This window comes from Rhizobium sp. BK512, assembly GCF_014194915.1.
Lineage (GTDB): Bacteria > Pseudomonadota > Alphaproteobacteria > Rhizobiales > Rhizobiaceae > Rhizobium.
On sequence record NZ_JACIAS010000001.1, the window covers coordinates 145,668 to 159,370 of the forward strand.

General features: G+C 63.3%; 16 protein-coding genes. 13 read left to right on the top strand and 3 right to left on the bottom strand.

From position 1 onward, the window contains the following. Positions 1-12: 12 nt before the first annotated feature. The 10 genes from FHX06_RS00765 to FHX06_RS00810 all read left to right on the top strand — a co-directional run bounded on the left by FHX06_RS00765 (position 13) and on the right by FHX06_RS00810 (position 9,700). Entirely contained in the window at positions 13-1,644 is a 1,632-nt protein-coding gene (locus FHX06_RS00765; RefSeq protein WP_183877666.1) for an FAD-dependent oxidoreductase, read from the top strand. After that, complete coding sequence (locus FHX06_RS00770) at positions 1,641-1,967, top strand: ferredoxin family protein (protein WP_007816189.1); 327 nt, start codon at positions 1,641-1,643, stop codon at positions 1,965-1,967. Before FHX06_RS00765 ends, FHX06_RS00770 begins: the two co-directional genes overlap by 4 nt. 13 nt (positions 1,968-1,980) lie before the next feature. Further along, positions 1,981-2,817, top strand: a complete 837-nt coding sequence (locus FHX06_RS00775) for an ABC transporter ATP-binding protein (RefSeq protein ID WP_183846626.1) — start codon at positions 1,981-1,983, stop codon at positions 2,815-2,817. Positions 2,818-2,833: 16 nt separating this feature from the next. Continuing rightward, positions 2,834-3,691, top strand: a complete 858-nt coding sequence (locus FHX06_RS00780) for an ABC transporter permease (RefSeq protein ID WP_183877668.1) — start codon at positions 2,834-2,836, stop codon at positions 3,689-3,691. 29 nt (positions 3,692-3,720) lie between these two features. Further along, the gene (locus FHX06_RS00785; protein ID WP_183877670.1) at positions 3,721-4,755 is read left to right on the top strand and encodes an aliphatic sulfonate ABC transporter substrate-binding protein; all 1,035 of its coding nucleotides are present in this window, start codon (positions 3,721-3,723) and stop codon (positions 4,753-4,755) included. Between the two features lie 436 nt (positions 4,756-5,191). Continuing rightward, the gene (locus tag FHX06_RS00790; RefSeq protein ID WP_113115685.1) at positions 5,192-6,019 is read left to right on the top strand and encodes an oxidoreductase; all 828 of its coding nucleotides are present in this window, start codon (positions 5,192-5,194) and stop codon (positions 6,017-6,019) included. 22 nt (positions 6,020-6,041) lie between these two features. Next, positions 6,042-7,043: an AraC family transcriptional regulator ligand-binding domain-containing protein gene (locus FHX06_RS00795; RefSeq protein WP_409564297.1), complete on the top strand. Its 1,002-nt coding sequence runs from the start codon at positions 6,042-6,044 to the stop codon at positions 7,041-7,043. Positions 7,044-7,264: 221 nt separating this feature from the next. Further along, a complete protein-coding gene (locus FHX06_RS36285) occupies positions 7,265-7,996 on the top strand; it encodes a hypothetical protein (RefSeq protein WP_246715457.1) in 732 nt (243 codons plus the stop codon). A 2-nt stretch (positions 7,997-7,998) separates the two neighbouring features. After that, positions 7,999-9,225 carry an HlyD family secretion protein gene (locus tag FHX06_RS00805; RefSeq protein WP_018115731.1) on the top strand — a complete coding sequence of 409 codons (1,227 nt, stop codon included), beginning with the start codon at positions 7,999-8,001 and terminating at the stop codon, positions 9,223-9,225. Between the two features lie 160 nt (positions 9,226-9,385). Next, the gene (locus FHX06_RS00810) at positions 9,386-9,700 is read left to right on the top strand and encodes a hypothetical protein (protein WP_183877673.1); all 315 of its coding nucleotides are present in this window, start codon (positions 9,386-9,388) and stop codon (positions 9,698-9,700) included. Here the strand turns inward: FHX06_RS00810 and FHX06_RS00815 are convergent. After that, a complete protein-coding gene (locus FHX06_RS00815; protein WP_183877675.1) occupies positions 9,661-10,590 on the bottom strand; it encodes a LysR family transcriptional regulator in 930 nt (309 codons plus the stop codon). The two genes, FHX06_RS00810 and FHX06_RS00815, sit on opposite strands and share 40 nt — an antisense overlap. Before the next feature lie 131 nt (positions 10,591-10,721). Here FHX06_RS00815 and FHX06_RS00820 point away from each other — a divergent pair, with 131 nt between their 5' ends. After that, positions 10,722-11,321, top strand: coding sequence for an NAD(P)-binding domain-containing protein (locus FHX06_RS00820; protein WP_183877677.1), 600 nt, complete (start codon positions 10,722-10,724; stop codon positions 11,319-11,321). Positions 11,322-11,332: 11 nt separating this feature from the next. After that, on the top strand, positions 11,333-11,716 hold the full coding sequence (locus tag FHX06_RS00825; RefSeq protein ID WP_183877679.1) for a limonene-1,2-epoxide hydrolase family protein: 384 nt from the start codon (positions 11,333-11,335) through the stop codon (positions 11,714-11,716). A 93-nt stretch (positions 11,717-11,809) separates the two neighbouring features. On the opposite strand, the gene FHX06_RS00830 is transcribed toward FHX06_RS00825, so the two are convergent. Continuing rightward, the gene (locus tag FHX06_RS00830) at positions 11,810-12,373 is read right to left on the bottom strand and encodes a hypothetical protein (protein WP_183877681.1); all 564 of its coding nucleotides are present in this window, start codon (positions 12,371-12,373) and stop codon (positions 11,810-11,812) included. A gap of 145 nt (positions 12,374-12,518) precedes the next feature. Further along, positions 12,519-13,142 (bottom strand): LysE family translocator, encoded by a 624-nt coding sequence (locus FHX06_RS00835; protein WP_183877683.1) that lies wholly within the window; start codon positions 13,140-13,142, stop codon positions 12,519-12,521. A 221-nt stretch (positions 13,143-13,363) separates the two neighbouring features. On the opposite strand from FHX06_RS00835, the gene FHX06_RS00840 reads away from it, so the two are divergent. Then, entirely contained in the window at positions 13,364-13,660 is a 297-nt protein-coding gene (locus FHX06_RS00840) for a hypothetical protein (protein ID WP_183877684.1), read from the top strand. Positions 13,661-13,703: the final 43 nt, after the last annotated feature.

Below are 13,703 nucleotides of genomic sequence, written 5' to 3' on the forward strand. Positions count from 1 at the left end.
AGAGATTTTCTGATGTCGCTGAAGCGTAACGACTTGGCGGGCAGCGGCCCGTTGCATCTGCAGACGGACGTGCTCGTCATCGGCGGCGGGCCGGCCGGTGCCTGGGCTGCCCTTTCGGCGGCGCAGAACGGCGCTCGCGTCATCCTCGCAGACAAGGGTTACCTCGGCACCAGCGGCGCGACGGCCCCGTCGAATACCGGCACATGGCTGGTGCCGCCCGGCGAAAACCGCGCCCAGATCATCGAGCGCCGCTGGCAGCGCACCGCCAATCTCGCCGACCAGCGCTGGATGCTGCGCACCGTCGACCAGGCCTATGAAAACCTGCTGAAGCTTGCCGAATGGGGCTACCCCTTCCCCGATGATGAGGATGGCAAACTCTATATCGCCAATCTGCGCGGGCCTGACTACATGGCTTTCATGCGCCGCCGCGTACTCAAGGCCGGCATCACCGTTCTCGATCACCACCCTGCCCTTGAGCTCTATTTCGATGGCGAAGCCGTCACGGGTGCCGCGGGCATCGACCGCCAGCGCGACCGCGACTGGCGGGTGGATGCCGGCGCCGTCGTGCTGGCGACCGGCGGCTGCGCCTTCCATGAGCGCATCCTCGGTGCCGCAGCGTTGACCGGCGACGGCCACCTGATGGCGGCGGAAGCCGGCGCCAGCCTCTCGGGCATGGAATTCACAGGCAAATATACGCTCGCCCCCTATGGCTCGTCGCTCAACAAGGGCCTGCCCTTCCGCTGGGCCTCCTTTTACCGCGAGGATGGCACGCCGATCCTCGATAGCGACGGCAATCACCTGCAGAACGGCATCGGCGAGCGCGAGAAGGAAATCGCCAGAGCCATGATCGAAGCCCCCGTCTATGCCGTGCTCGATCAGGCCGAGCCCGCCCTGCAGGACTGGCTGCGTCGCGGCCAGCCGAACTGTTTCGTGCCCTATGACCGCACACCGGTCGATCCCTTCGCTCAGATGTTCCGCGTCACCTTCCGCGCCGAAGGCACGGTGCGCGGCACCGGCGGCATCCGCATCGCCACATCCGATTGCGGCACCGATGTACAGGGCCTCTATGTCGCCGGCGATGCCGCAAGCCGCGAAGCGCTCGCGGGCGCCATGTCTGGCGGCGGCGGCCCCAATTCCTCCTGGGCCATCGCCAGCGGCTGGTGGTCCGGCCAGGGTGCCGCCTCCCACGCCAAGCGCCGCGGCGACAAGGCCTTCCGTGCCAGTTCCAGCCCGCTCGGCCAGGCGGGCCTGCGCCCCGGCGGCACGGTGAAGGACACGCTGACGCCGAAAGATGTGATCGACAGCGTGCGCGCCGAAGTCACGCCGCTGGAGAAGAATTATTTCCGCGAGGGCAGCCGCCTGCAGACGAGCCAGGACAAGCTCGACACGCTCTGGTCGGACGTCAGAAACCATCTCTCCTGCGCCGGCCTCGATAGACTGAAGGCGCGCGAGGCAGCCGCCATCGCCGCCCACGGCCGCTGGTCGCTCGCCTCGGCTCTTGCCCGCAAGGAAAGCCGCGGCATGCACCGCCGCTCGGACTTCAAAGGCAACGACCCGGCCTTCGCCCATTCCATCACCGTGCGCGGCGTCGATGACATTGTGGTCAGCGCACAGGCAGAAAGCCGCCGGGAGATCGCATCATGATCGAAGTCGTCTCCGAAAGCCGCTGCGTGGAATGCGATATCTGCGTGAAGGTCTGCCCCGCCAATGTCTTCGACGCCACCGATGGCGTGCCCGTCATCGCCCGCCAGGATGACTGCCAGACCTGCTTCCTCTGCGAAATCTACTGTCCGACCGACGCGCTCTATGTCGCCGAGCGCGCCGACGGCCCGCTGTCGATCACTGAAGAAGAGGTCGAGGCGCGCAATCTCTTCGGCAGCTATTCCCGCGCGCTTGGCTGGAAGCGCGGCAAACCGGGCGGATCGCAACTCGACCCCACCCACCGCATCCGCGTCGCGCAAGTCTGAATTGGAGAAGCCCATGGACCGCATCACCGTCACCGATGTCCGCAAGACCTTCCAGCTGAAGCCCGGCCAGACGGTACAGATCGATGGCCGCCCCTCCGACCGCGTCACGGTATTGAACGGCATCGATCTCACCATTCGCAGGGGCGAGTTCATCACCCTCGTCGGCCCGAGCGGCAGCGGAAAATCCGTGCTGCTCGACATTATTGGCGGCCTCACGGAAGCCTCCGACGGCATCGTCCGGATCGATGGCAAGCACATCGTCAAGCCGGACCCGAAGACCGGCTATGTCTTCCAGCAATATGCGCTGTTTCCCTGGCGCACGGCTCTCGCCAATATCGAATATGCGCTTGAAGTACACGGCGTCCCCAAGCGCGAGCGCACGGACAAGGCCCGTTACTTCCTCTCCCTCTTCGGCCTCTCCGGCTTCGAGGATCGCTTCCCCAACCAGCTCTCGGGCGGCATGCAGCAGCGCGTGGCGATTGCCCGCGCGCTCGCGACCGATCCGGAAGTGCTGCTGATGGACGAGCCCTTTGCAGCACTCGATGCCCAGACCCGCGAGATCCTGCAGACCGAGCTTCTGCGCATCTGGGAGAAGATCAACACGACCGTCGTCTTCGTCACCCACTCGATCGACGAGGCGATCTACCTCGCCGACCGCATCGTCGTCATGACGGCGCGCCCCGGCACGGTGAAGGAAATCATCGATATCGACCTGCCGCGCCCGCGCGATGGCGACATCAGAGCCAGCGCCGAGTTCAACGCCCATCGCGGTCGCGTCTGGGAAGCCCTTAGGGACGAAGTGAACAAGGCGCAGAAAGATTGGGCGCTTTCACCGGCTTACGCCCACTGAAACCGGGAGAACTGATATGGCCTATATTACCGACAAGACCGTCCTCGGCGCCGAGCTCTCTCCCGCCCGGCAAAAGCGTGCCGCCCCGCGCGCCAAACGCCGCATCGAATTCGGCGCCGCCACCTATGGCCTGCCGCTGATGATCGCCTTCTTCGGTCTTTGGGAGATCGCGCCGCGTCTCGGCTGGCTGAACCGCATCTTCTTCCCGCCGCTGAGCGAAGTGCTGGAAGCCTGGTATGCGATGCTGCTTGACGGCACGCTCTCGGCCAATATCGGCATCAGCCTTGAGCGCGCCGTCATCGGCTTTCTGCTTGCCGTTGTCGTCGCCGTGCCGCTCGGCTTCCTCATGGGGCGTTACACGCTCTTCGAAAAGGTCTCCGACCTGCTCGTCCAGACGCTGCGCAACACTTCGCAATTCGCCCTTCTGCCGGTCTTCATCCTGCTGCTCGGGATCGGCGAGGCATCGAAGATCGCCATCTGCTTCTATTCGTCGGTCTTTTTCCTGCTGATCAACACGATCTCGGGCGTCAAGTCGGTCGACCCGCTGCTCCTGAAAGCCGCCCGCTCCATGGGCACGTCCGATCTCGACATGTTCCGCAAGGTCATCCTGCCGGCCAGCATTCCCTCGATCGTCTCGGGCATGCGCCTTGCCGTCAAATCCTCGATCTTCGCGGTCATCGGCGCGGAAATGCTCGCCGCCAAATCCGGCCTCGGATTCCTGATCCAACAGTCGCAGCTGATGATGGAAACAGCCGACATGTATGCCGGCATCATCACCATGACCGCGATCGGCCTGCTCGTGAACTACCTGCTCGTCTGGTTCGAGCGCTGGGCGACTGCCTGGAAGGGCAGCTCCGAAATCTCTCACAACTGAATGAATACCGTTTCTGAAGGGGACATCACATGACAAGCTTCAACCCATCGATCCTGCGCCGCACGCTGCTATCAGGCCTCGCGGCCCTCGCCCTCGGCAGCGCCGCCCTCACCGGCCCGGCTCTCGCCGCAGACAAGCCCGAAATCATCCGCATCGGCAGCACGGCCCCCGGCCACCTGAAATTCATCCTCGAACGCCATAGCGGCTCGCTCGCCAAGGAGTTCGAAAAGGACGGCATCAAGGTCGAGTTCATCGCCTTCACCAATGGCGGCTCGGAAGCCACCACCGCGCTTGCCACCGGCGCCGTCGAATTCATCTACACCGGCAACAACCCGGCGCTGCGCGTCGCCGCTGCCGGCGCGGACGTGAAGGCCATCGGCCTTTCGAGCTATGTAAAAGCCAACGGCTCGGCGATCATCGTCAAGGCGGATTCGCCGATCAAGTCGCTCGCCGATCTCAAGGGCAAGAAGGTCGCCTATCTCGCCGGCACCGTGCGCCACTCCACTTTCGCCAAGGCGCTGAAGTCCGCTGGCCTGTCTCTCACCGATGTGGAATCCCTCAACCTCGCCTTCGATGCCTCGGGCCCGGCGCTGGTGCGCGGCGATGTCGATGCCGTCGTCGAAAGCGGCGATGTCGCCGCCAAGCTCGTCGAAACCGGCCAGGCCCGCGTCATCCTCGACGCTTCCTCGCATCCGGAATGGTCCGCCCCCTTCGTCATCTCCGCCAACGGCGAATTCGCTAGAAAATACCCCGATCTCGTCAAACACCTCCTGAAGGTCGACATTGAAACCGCCCGCTGGGCCGATGCCCACCCGGAAGACACGATCAGGATCTTCGTCGATGAAACCAAGTCCTCGGAAAAGTCCGTCCGCGAAACCTACAAGGACAACGTCTTCTACCAGGATCCGAAGATCACCCCGGAAGCGCTCGCCTCGCTGAAGAGCGAGGAACAGTTCATGGCCGATGCCAAGCTGCTCAAGGGCTCCGTCGACTACGACAAGTGGATCGATACCAGCTTCCTCGATGCCGCCTACAAGGAAGTCGACGCCAAGAAGTCGAACTGACCAATAGGGCAGCGCCGCCAACCTCTCCGCCGTCATACTCGGCCTGTCCCTGATATCTGCTGCCGTTCGATATCAGGGCGCAAGGCCGAGGATGACATTGAGTTGGCGGCAAAGGCCTTGCCGACAGATTGAACCCGCGCCAAAGCCGGCGCTCCGCTCTTCCGGCAGTCGGCAACAGGAAGCCGACCCCGCCAGCTTCACGATCACCTGCCGATAGGCGTCCGCAAACGTCTGATGAAGCCCGGGGTTCGCGCCTGCACGGACGATTTTTGATGCCGCGACGAGATCGTCGGCGTCGGGTGCCGCCGTCAGCCGCGATGTCGCTGCGAATATCGGAGAATTGGCGCCTTTCGCAATATCTCTGGCGTCGCGCGCAACTGATCTGGCATGATGCGCCGGTTACCTTGCGTTCCATGCAAGAGCAAAAGGTGCATTCATGAACAGCAAATCCCAACCCACGGCCCTGGTCACCGGCGCATCATCCGGCATGGGAAAGACCATTGCCGGACGGCTGATCGCTGACGGCTATCTGGTCTATGTCGCCGCCCGCAGCGTCGAGAAGATGGCCGACCTGGCAGCGCTTGGCGCAATACCGCTGCGGATGGATATTTCCAAGGAAGACGACATCGTGGCCGCGGTGCGCACCATCACCGAGAAATCTGGTGGTGTCGATGTCCTGGTCAACAATGCCGGCTTCGGTCTCTACGGCCCTGTCGAGGAGATCCCGCTCGATGAGGCGCGCTACCAGTTCGAGGTCAATGTCTTCGGCCCCGCGCGCCTGACCCAGCTTCTGCTCCCGGCGATGCGGGCGCGCGGCGCGGGCACCATCGTCAACATCACCTCGATGGGCGGCAAGATCTATACGGTGCTCGGCGCCTGGTATCACGCCACCAAACATGCGCTGGAGGGCTGGTCGGACAGTCTGCGGCTGGAGCTCGAACCCTTCGGCATCCGCGTCATCGTGATCGAGCCGGGGCTCATCGAGACGGGCTTTGGCGATGCAGCGTCCAGAGGCATCCTCGAACGGTCCGGCACCGGTCCCTACGGCAAGCTCGCGCAGCGCGTGGCCGCCTCCATCGACAGGAGCTATGGCCGCGGCCAGGGCACCGATCCGAAGGTCATCGCCGATGTCGTCGGCAAAGCCCTCCTGTCGGCCCGGCCAAAAACCCGCTACGCAGCGGGCAAATACGCAAGGATGATGATCTGGGTGCGCAAGTGGCTGGGCGACCGCGTCTTCGACCGGCTGATCAAGAGCCAGATGTGACGGCCAGGCGGAGGATGCAGCAATGACCAGGGACGCAGGCGACAGGTGCCGGCTGCCGCAGGCCTTCTGGCGGGCGGCAGAGCGCATGGGCCTGCCCGCCCCGGTCCTGCTGCGGCAGGCGAGGCTGCCGGCGACACTGCACATTGCGCCCGAGACGTGGCTGTCCACCGCACAGTATTTTGCGCTGTGGCGTGCGGTCGAAACGCTCTCGCAAGATCCCGCGATCGGCCTCAGGATGACCGCCGAGACCGATACCTCGCTGCATCCGCCCTCCACGATGTCCGCCTTTTTCGCGCGCGATTACCGCGATGGGCTGCACCGGCTGGCGCGGTTCAAGCGGCTCTGCACCCCGGAGGAACTGACCGCAGCCGAGACCGGGAGCGAATGCCGGGTCGCGGTGCGCTGGCTTCATACCGATGAGGCCGAACCGGATGCGGCAGCCGACGTCACCTTTGCGGCAATCCTCGAGCTCGGACGGCGGGGAACGGGGCGGCATCTCACGCCGATCCGGGTCGAGATGACCAGGACCGGGCCCGTGAGCGAGACACACCGATCCTATTTCGATGCCCCTGTTCGTACCGGTTGCGCGCAGAACGCGCTGGTGCTGGATCGCGCCGACCTGGACCTGCCTTTCCCAGGATATAACCCCGAACTGCTTGCGATCCTCGACCCGTCTCTTGCCGCATCGCTCGGCGAGATCGAAGCGCAATCCTCGCTGACCGATCAGGTGAAGATCCTGGTCAAGCGCCGCATCGCCAGCGGCAAGCCCGATATTGCCGATGTGGCCCGCGAAATGGGCTTGAGCGAGCGCACCCTGCAGCGCCGCATCACCGAACAGGGCACGAGCTATCGCGGCCTGCTGGACGAGGCGCGGCGCGAACTCGGCCGCCAGCTGCTCTCCGACGGACAGAACGGCATCGACGAGATCGCCTTTCTGCTCGGCTTTCAGGATACGAGCTCGTTCTATCGGGCTTTCCGTGCATGGGAAGGACTTACGCCGGCGGCGTGGCGAGACCTTCACTGAAAGGTTGATCGGACGCCACTCCTCGGTCGGTTTCGGCACGACAGAAATCCCGGTTCTCGGCTGCCGGACGGCGATCGCTCCCGTCTCCGCATGCCTGTCCGCGCAGACGCCGCCCGGCGCCCCCGAATTTACGCCGATAGTACCGTTACGTACTTTCGCGCCGCGCACAAAGGGCTTAAAATTGAGACGAGACTAAAATGCCGTCCGAGGGGGATATTGGCATGGGGCTTCAAGGCAATACCACAAGGCGGTGCAGCAGCCGCAGGACCGCCATCGGCACGGCGGCCATAACGGCGCTTCTGGCCGCTCAAAATGCAGCGGCTGAGGATGCGGCAGCACCGCAACCCTATCATGACGCTCTCACCAACCATGTGCCCGGTTTCATCACCGCGCCTGGGCAGACCGACATTCTCTTCATCATCGTCATCGTGTTTCTGCTGGCGGTCGTTCTCGTCATCGGCAACCTGTATTTCCAGCTCCATGCCGTTCCCGAGCGCATCGCGCACAAGACGAACAAGGTGCAGATGGAGATCGTCGCGGTACTGGCGCTGATATCGCTCTTCACGCACAACCACATCTACTGGATCATCGGCCTGCTGCTTGCGTTCATCCGCATTCCGGATTTCTCGACGCCGATCTATTCGATCGCGCGGTCGATGGCGCGGCTCGCCAACCGCGATCCCGCTGAGATCGACAGCGCGGCGGCGCCAGTCGCCCATTCGCCGACGGCCCACGAGCCGCCCGCGCCCGCATCGGTCAACCCTGCACCAGTCCACTCCGCGCCGGCCACCGCAGCCCCGATCGTTGCAACCCCAAGCGCCAAAACCCCGACCGCGGGCGCCCCGATTGCCCCAGTGCCGGCTGCCTCCCATCCGCAGCCATCCGGCCAGACGAACGCACAGCAACCTGCCGAAAATGCGATAGGGACCGGCCCGCACGAAAGGGGTATCTGACCATGCTCGAACTGATGCTTTGCTCGATGCTGACCATCCTCCCCGACTATCTCTTCCGCCGTTATGTCCAGGACAAGCGCATCGGCCGCGAAATCACCCTCTACAGCATGTGGTACGAGCTGCGCTGGGGCATTACCGCCTGCCTGCTGCTCACCATCTCGCTGATCACCATGATCTTCTATTTCCACCCGGCGACGAAGAGCGTCACCGCCGTCTTCCGTACCGTAACCATCCTGCCGGAAACCATTGGCCGGGTCGACGAAGTCTATGTTGGCCTCAACCAGAAGGTGGAGGCCGGCGCGCCGCTCTTCCGGCTCGACGATTCCGCCCAGAAGGCAGCCCTCGATGTGGCGCACAAGCAGATCGCCGAGGTCGAGGCTGAAACCAAGGTCGCCGAGAGCGAGCTTGCCAGTGCCGACGGCGTGATCCGGCAGGCGGAAGGCGCCCTGCAGGTATCGATCGACGAGCTGCAGATGAAGACTCAGCTCCTGAAGAACGACGCCGTTGCCCGCCGCGAAGTAGACCGGCTCACCAATACCGTGGAAAGCCAGCGCGGCATGGTCAGCGCCGCCTATGCCAACAAGGAGACGCTGCAGACCAAGCTCAAGGTGCTCCTGCCGGCACAGAAGGCGAGCGCCGATGCAGCGCTCAACCAGGCTCAGGTGGAGCTCGACAAGACGGTCGTCAAGGCCGGCGTCGCCGGCACCGTCCAGCAGTTCACGCTGCGCAAGGGTGATGTGCTGAACACCATGTTGCGCCCGGCCGGCATCCTTGTGCCTGAAACGGCCGGCCGAGGCACGCTGGTTGCCGGCTTCGGCCAGATCGAGGCGCAGGTCATGAAGCCCGGCATGGTGGCCGAAGCCACCTGCGTCGGCAAACCCTTCACCATCATCCCGCTCGTCGTCACCGAGGTGCAGGACGTGATCGCCGCCGGCCAGCTGCGCCCGACCGACCAGCTCCTCGACGTTGCGCAACTGACACAGCCCGGCACGCTGACCGTCTTCCTGCAGCCCCTCTTCCCCGGCGGCCTGGACGGCGTGCCGCCCGGCGGCAGCTGCATCGCCAATGCCTATACCAACAACCACGATGCGCTGGCCGACCCCAATATCGGCACCCTCAAATCGATCGGCCTGCATGTCATCGATACGGTCGGCGTGGTGCATGCCATGATCCTGCGTATGCAGGCCATGCTGCTGCCGGTGCAGACGCTGGTGCTGACGGGGCATTGAGGCAGCTTCACACTTGCAGCCCGTAAGTCCTCCCTCATGCTCGAGCCTGTCCCGAGCATCTGCGGTGGGCGATATCAAGCATAAAGCCGGACGCTCCGGCCTTGCTAACCGCCGCCAGCTCCGCCACCTAAGGAGAAAACCCCGCTCCGGACAAGCCACTGTGTATCCAGCAGACGACAGCTTCACCCACGCCCTTGCCCTCATCCCCGAAGGCTATAGCGAAGGTGCCTTCGACAACCGCCGCTGGGGCGCCACCGTGAAGCGCTCGCCCGACGGCAAACGCATCTGGCTCTATGCCGAGGATCTCGCTGGAACCGATATCGTCAGCTTCAATTTCTATCTCCTGGCGGAGAGCGGCAGCACGCTGAAGCCCTGTGAAATGTCCTCCGCGAAGGTCATCGCCTTCGTGCTCGGTTACCGGCCGGACAGCCAGGATCAACCGATACTGCCGGCAAAGCGTTCGGCAAGCCTCTGACGCTGAAAACCTTCGGTGACAAAATCGACGAAGGCCCGCGTCTTCAGCGGCAGCAGCGTCCGGCTGGCGTAATAGATCGAGATCGGTCCAGCATCCACATACCAGGAAGGCAAGAGGCGGATCAGCTCGCCGCTGTCGAGATAAGGCAGCGCATCGGGCTTAGCGATGACAGTCACCCCAAGCCCGAGAAGGGCGGCGGCACACATCGCCGTCGGATCGTTGACGACGATCCTGGCCGGCAGATCGGCGGACTGCTCCTCGCCGGCGACATTGCGCATCTGCCGTTGCGTCAGGCGCCCGGTGCTCAATGATTTCATGACGATACCGTCAAATGCTGAGAGCCCGGCCGGATCGACCGGCGGCCGGCGGCCGGCCATATAGGCCGGTGACGCCACCGCCACGAGATGGGCCGGCGCCAGCGTGCGCGCCACCACGCCCGAAGCGAGCTCGAAGCCACCGCCGACGGCCGCATCGTAACCTTCGGCGATGAGATCGACCGGCCGGTTCTCGAACATCCATTCCGGCTGCACCAGCGGATAACGTTTCATGAAACCGGGCAGCATCGGCAGGATATAGCCCGTGCCGAAACCCGGCGGCAGGCTGACCTTCAGCACGCCCGCCGGCTCCGCATGCTCGTTGGAGATCCCGGCAATCGCCCCCTGCAACCCCTCCAGATGATCGCGTACGGACAGGAGAAAGCGCTCGCCCGCCTCCGTCAGCGTCAGGCTGCGCGTGCTGCGATGGAAGAGCCGGAGTTTCAGATTGGCCTCGAGCGCCGCCACATTGCGGCTGACGGCGGCTGGCGTCAGGCCGAGACGACGTGCGGCCGCCGAAAAGCCGCCAAGTTCAGCGCTGCGCACGAAGGATTCCAGATTTGCCAAACTCTCCATCCCGCAAGCCCTGCATCATCTTCAAGGAAAACTTGAAACTGATACCACCCACTCCCCTCTAATCAAACAGGAATGAGATCGCGATATTGCTTTCATCGAAACGAACACGACACGCAGAAAGGAAACTTGCCATGTCCATCGGCATCATCGGCGCTGGCAATATCGGCGCAGCCTTCGCCCGCGCTCTCGCCCGCAGCGGCATCTCCGCTACTATCGCCAATAGCCGCGGCCCTGAAACGCTCGGGGACCTCACCGCCGAGCTCGCCCCGCATATCACCGCGAGCACGATCGAGGAGGCAGCCAGGGCCGATATCGTCCTCATCGCCGTACCCTGGTCGAAGCTGCCAGCAGCGCTGTCCGGCCTGCCGGATTGGGCCGGCCGCATCGTCATCGATGCCAATAACCCGATCGAAGCGCCTCTCTTCAAGCCGGCCGAGCTCAGCGGCCGGCTGTCGAGCGAAATCGTCGCCGGCCTCGTGCCCGGCGCCCGTCTCGTCAAGGCCTTCAACCACCTCTTCGCCAATCTCGTCTCGGCCGACCCGCACGCCGAAGGCGGCAGCCGCGTGCTCTTCTACTCGGGCGATGATATCAAGGCGAAGGCGGAAGTCGCCGAAATCATCACGCGCCTCGGCTTTGCCGGCGTAGACCTCGGCCCGCTCAAGATAGGCGCCAGCCTGACGCAATTCCCCGGCGGCCCACTACCGGCCCTCAACCTCGTCAAGTTCGGCTGAAGAGAAGCATCATGTCGCCTCTCGAAACCGCAAAAACCTTCTTCGCCCACTGGAGCGCCAACCGCATCGAAGAGGCGCTCGCCATGCTGGCCGACGACGTGCTCTATGACAACGTGCCCCTGCCCGATATCGGCGGCCGCGACAACGTCCGCAAATTCCACGCCGATTTCGGCATCGGCACCGCCTTCAAGGTCGACTGGCAGGTCACGCGGATCGCCGCATCAGGCAACGTCGTGCTGAACGAGCGCATCGATATCTTCACCCACGAAAGCGGCGGCCAGATCACACTGCCGGTCATGGGCACGCTGACGGTGGAGAATGGCGAAATCACCCTCTGGCGCGACTATTTCGATCTCGCGAGTTTCGAACAGCAGTTGGCTGCGATCAGACAGTAAATGCGTCAACCACCCGCGCCGGACCCGGCGCCGCCCTCATTCAATCGGTGGCGCCCGGATCCCGGATCACCGGTATACGGAATAGGGGCAGATTCAATAGAGCAGCCAAAGATCCGTTGGACCGGGCTCGTGTTCAGTCGCAACCCTGTAATAGGTCCGTATGTTGTCGCTCTGTTTGTCGTAAGTCCACTTCAAGCCCCAGCATTCGTCCATCCTGCACCCACGGCTCTTCGATTCGTACACATCGAGTTGAAATGCCTCGCCGTTGATCTCACCGGTGATCGAGCCGGTTTTCCCCTTATCCTTCGATATGAGTTCAAAAGCCCCTACTCGACCATCCAGACAGTAGATCTTCCCCCGATAGATCCGCTCGCCGGTCTCCAGCTTCCAGAAATTTGTCTTCACCTGCGACACTCGGTAACGACCCTTGCATTGCTGCTTTTCGGCCGAGCCGATCTCAATCGATCCCCCCGTCTGCTCACTCTCGTTTCTTGCGGTCACCTTTCCGAGCACCGGAGTACCCGTTGCGAGATAACTTCCCTCGACGCCGCGGACAAAAAAATATGAACATCCTGCGAGCGTGAAACCCATTGCCGCCACCGAGACGGCGATCGCGAATCCACGCAGCGCCCACGCGCATCTCAAGACAGATAGCAAGCATACCTCCATGTTCATCTTTATGTTCGCGCAGGCTGAAGAGAGATGAGGAAGGGCCGTTCCGCCGATACACGTGAATGAACGCAGTTGGCCGTAACAAGCGGTAGCAACTCAAAGCCCGGTCGTATCAGCGGCTGGGGGCCGTTTACTGCTGTTGGAACGCCAGCCGCACGCCGAGCGCCATGTAGATCGAGCCGATGACCTTGCCCTGCCAGCGGCCGATCGTCCGGTTCCTGTTGAGCCAGCCGCGCACCGAACCGGCACTGATCGCGAGCGCCGAAGTCACGCAGATGCTGAGCACCACGAAGATGATGCCGAGCAGCGCGAATTGCCCGATCACCGATCCGCTTTCGGGATGGATGAATTGCGGCAGGAAGGCGAGGAAGAAGAGCGCGGTCTTCGGGTTCAGGATCTCCGTGAAGACCCCCTGACGGAAAGCCTTGCCGGGGCTGATCTCAGGCGCCGCCGCCATATCGAGATTGCCCGACTTTTCGATGAAGGCCCGGTATCCGAGATAGATGAGATAGGCCACGCCGATATATTTCACCACCTCGAAGGCGAGCGCCGAAGTCGCAAGCAAGGCCGAAAGGCCGAAAGTCGCCATGGTGGAATGGATGAGATCGCCGACCCCGATGCCGAGCCCCGTTGCAATGCCGGCCCGCCTGCCGCCGCTCACCGACCGGGCGAGAACCAGCAGCGTCGCAGGCCCGGGAATCACCATCAGCCCGAGCACGACGAGAACATAGGTCGTCAAAACAGCCATACTCATCTTCGATTTCCATATCTGAAATAGCGACCGTCAGACTAACGACTTCGGCTGTCGGTGCAATATTCGAAAAGTTTACGCTGCGGCAGGTGCCATGGCCCTCGTCTCGCGAGAACGCCCTTGCGTAAAGCACGGAATAGGCGCAGCATTCGAACGCTGGCAGCCACTTCAAGGGCCCTGCCGGTTCGGGGCGCAAGCCCTGGCCCCAACGAAAGGGGGACGTCATGTCTTCCGACTTTTATCCATCAAGCCTGTCGCGCAATCTCATCCGAACCGGCGCATTCGCCTATCGTGAGAACGTGGCGCTCGGGATTCTCGATCGCGCCACAGACACCGCCAGGAACCCGGGTAATCTTTCGGAAGCGATCGGAAGTTTCGTGGCCTTTCCCGATTTCAGCGGCGAAGCGCAGACCCGCCGGGGAACACATAGGCGGCGCGTCTACGCCGCAGGACAATTGCCTCTTTCCACACTGGCGGCCTTTCTCGACGAACGTTCCGGCCCCGGCCCCCGGCCCCTTTGATACTGCAGCGACCGAGCTGCCGGCGGGCAGCGGCCTGCAATAT

Excerpts from the sequence above, each read along its gene's own strand:
- FHX06_RS00765 (WP_183877666.1), top strand. The coding sequence starts at position 13 with ATGTCGCTGAAGCGTAACGACTTGGCGGGCAGCGGCCCGTTGCATCTG.
- FHX06_RS00770 (WP_007816189.1), top strand. The coding sequence starts at position 1,641 with ATGATCGAAGTCGTCTCCGAAAGCCGCTGCGTGGAATGCGATATCTGC.
- FHX06_RS00775 (WP_183846626.1), top strand. The coding sequence starts at position 1,981 with ATGGACCGCATCACCGTCACCGATGTCCGCAAGACCTTCCAGCTGAAG.
- FHX06_RS00780 (WP_183877668.1), top strand. The coding sequence starts at position 2,834 with ATGGCCTATATTACCGACAAGACCGTCCTCGGCGCCGAGCTCTCTCCC.
- FHX06_RS00785 (WP_183877670.1), top strand. The coding sequence starts at position 3,721 with ATGACAAGCTTCAACCCATCGATCCTGCGCCGCACGCTGCTATCAGGC.
- FHX06_RS00790 (WP_113115685.1), top strand. The coding sequence starts at position 5,192 with ATGAACAGCAAATCCCAACCCACGGCCCTGGTCACCGGCGCATCATCC.
- FHX06_RS00795 (WP_409564297.1), top strand. The coding sequence starts at position 6,042 with ATGACCAGGGACGCAGGCGACAGGTGCCGGCTGCCGCAGGCCTTCTGG.
- FHX06_RS36285 (WP_246715457.1), top strand. The coding sequence starts at position 7,265 with ATGGGGCTTCAAGGCAATACCACAAGGCGGTGCAGCAGCCGCAGGACC.
- FHX06_RS00805 (WP_018115731.1), top strand. The coding sequence starts at position 7,999 with ATGCTCGAACTGATGCTTTGCTCGATGCTGACCATCCTCCCCGACTAT.
- FHX06_RS00815 (WP_183877675.1), bottom strand. The coding sequence starts at position 10,590 with ATGGAGAGTTTGGCAAATCTGGAATCCTTCGTGCGCAGCGCTGAACTT.
- FHX06_RS00820 (WP_183877677.1), top strand. The coding sequence starts at position 10,722 with ATGTCCATCGGCATCATCGGCGCTGGCAATATCGGCGCAGCCTTCGCC.
- FHX06_RS00825 (WP_183877679.1), top strand. The coding sequence starts at position 11,333 with ATGTCGCCTCTCGAAACCGCAAAAACCTTCTTCGCCCACTGGAGCGCC.
- FHX06_RS00835 (WP_183877683.1), bottom strand. The coding sequence starts at position 13,142 with ATGAGTATGGCTGTTTTGACGACCTATGTTCTCGTCGTGCTCGGGCTG.
- FHX06_RS00840 (WP_183877684.1), top strand. The coding sequence starts at position 13,364 with ATGTCTTCCGACTTTTATCCATCAAGCCTGTCGCGCAATCTCATCCGA.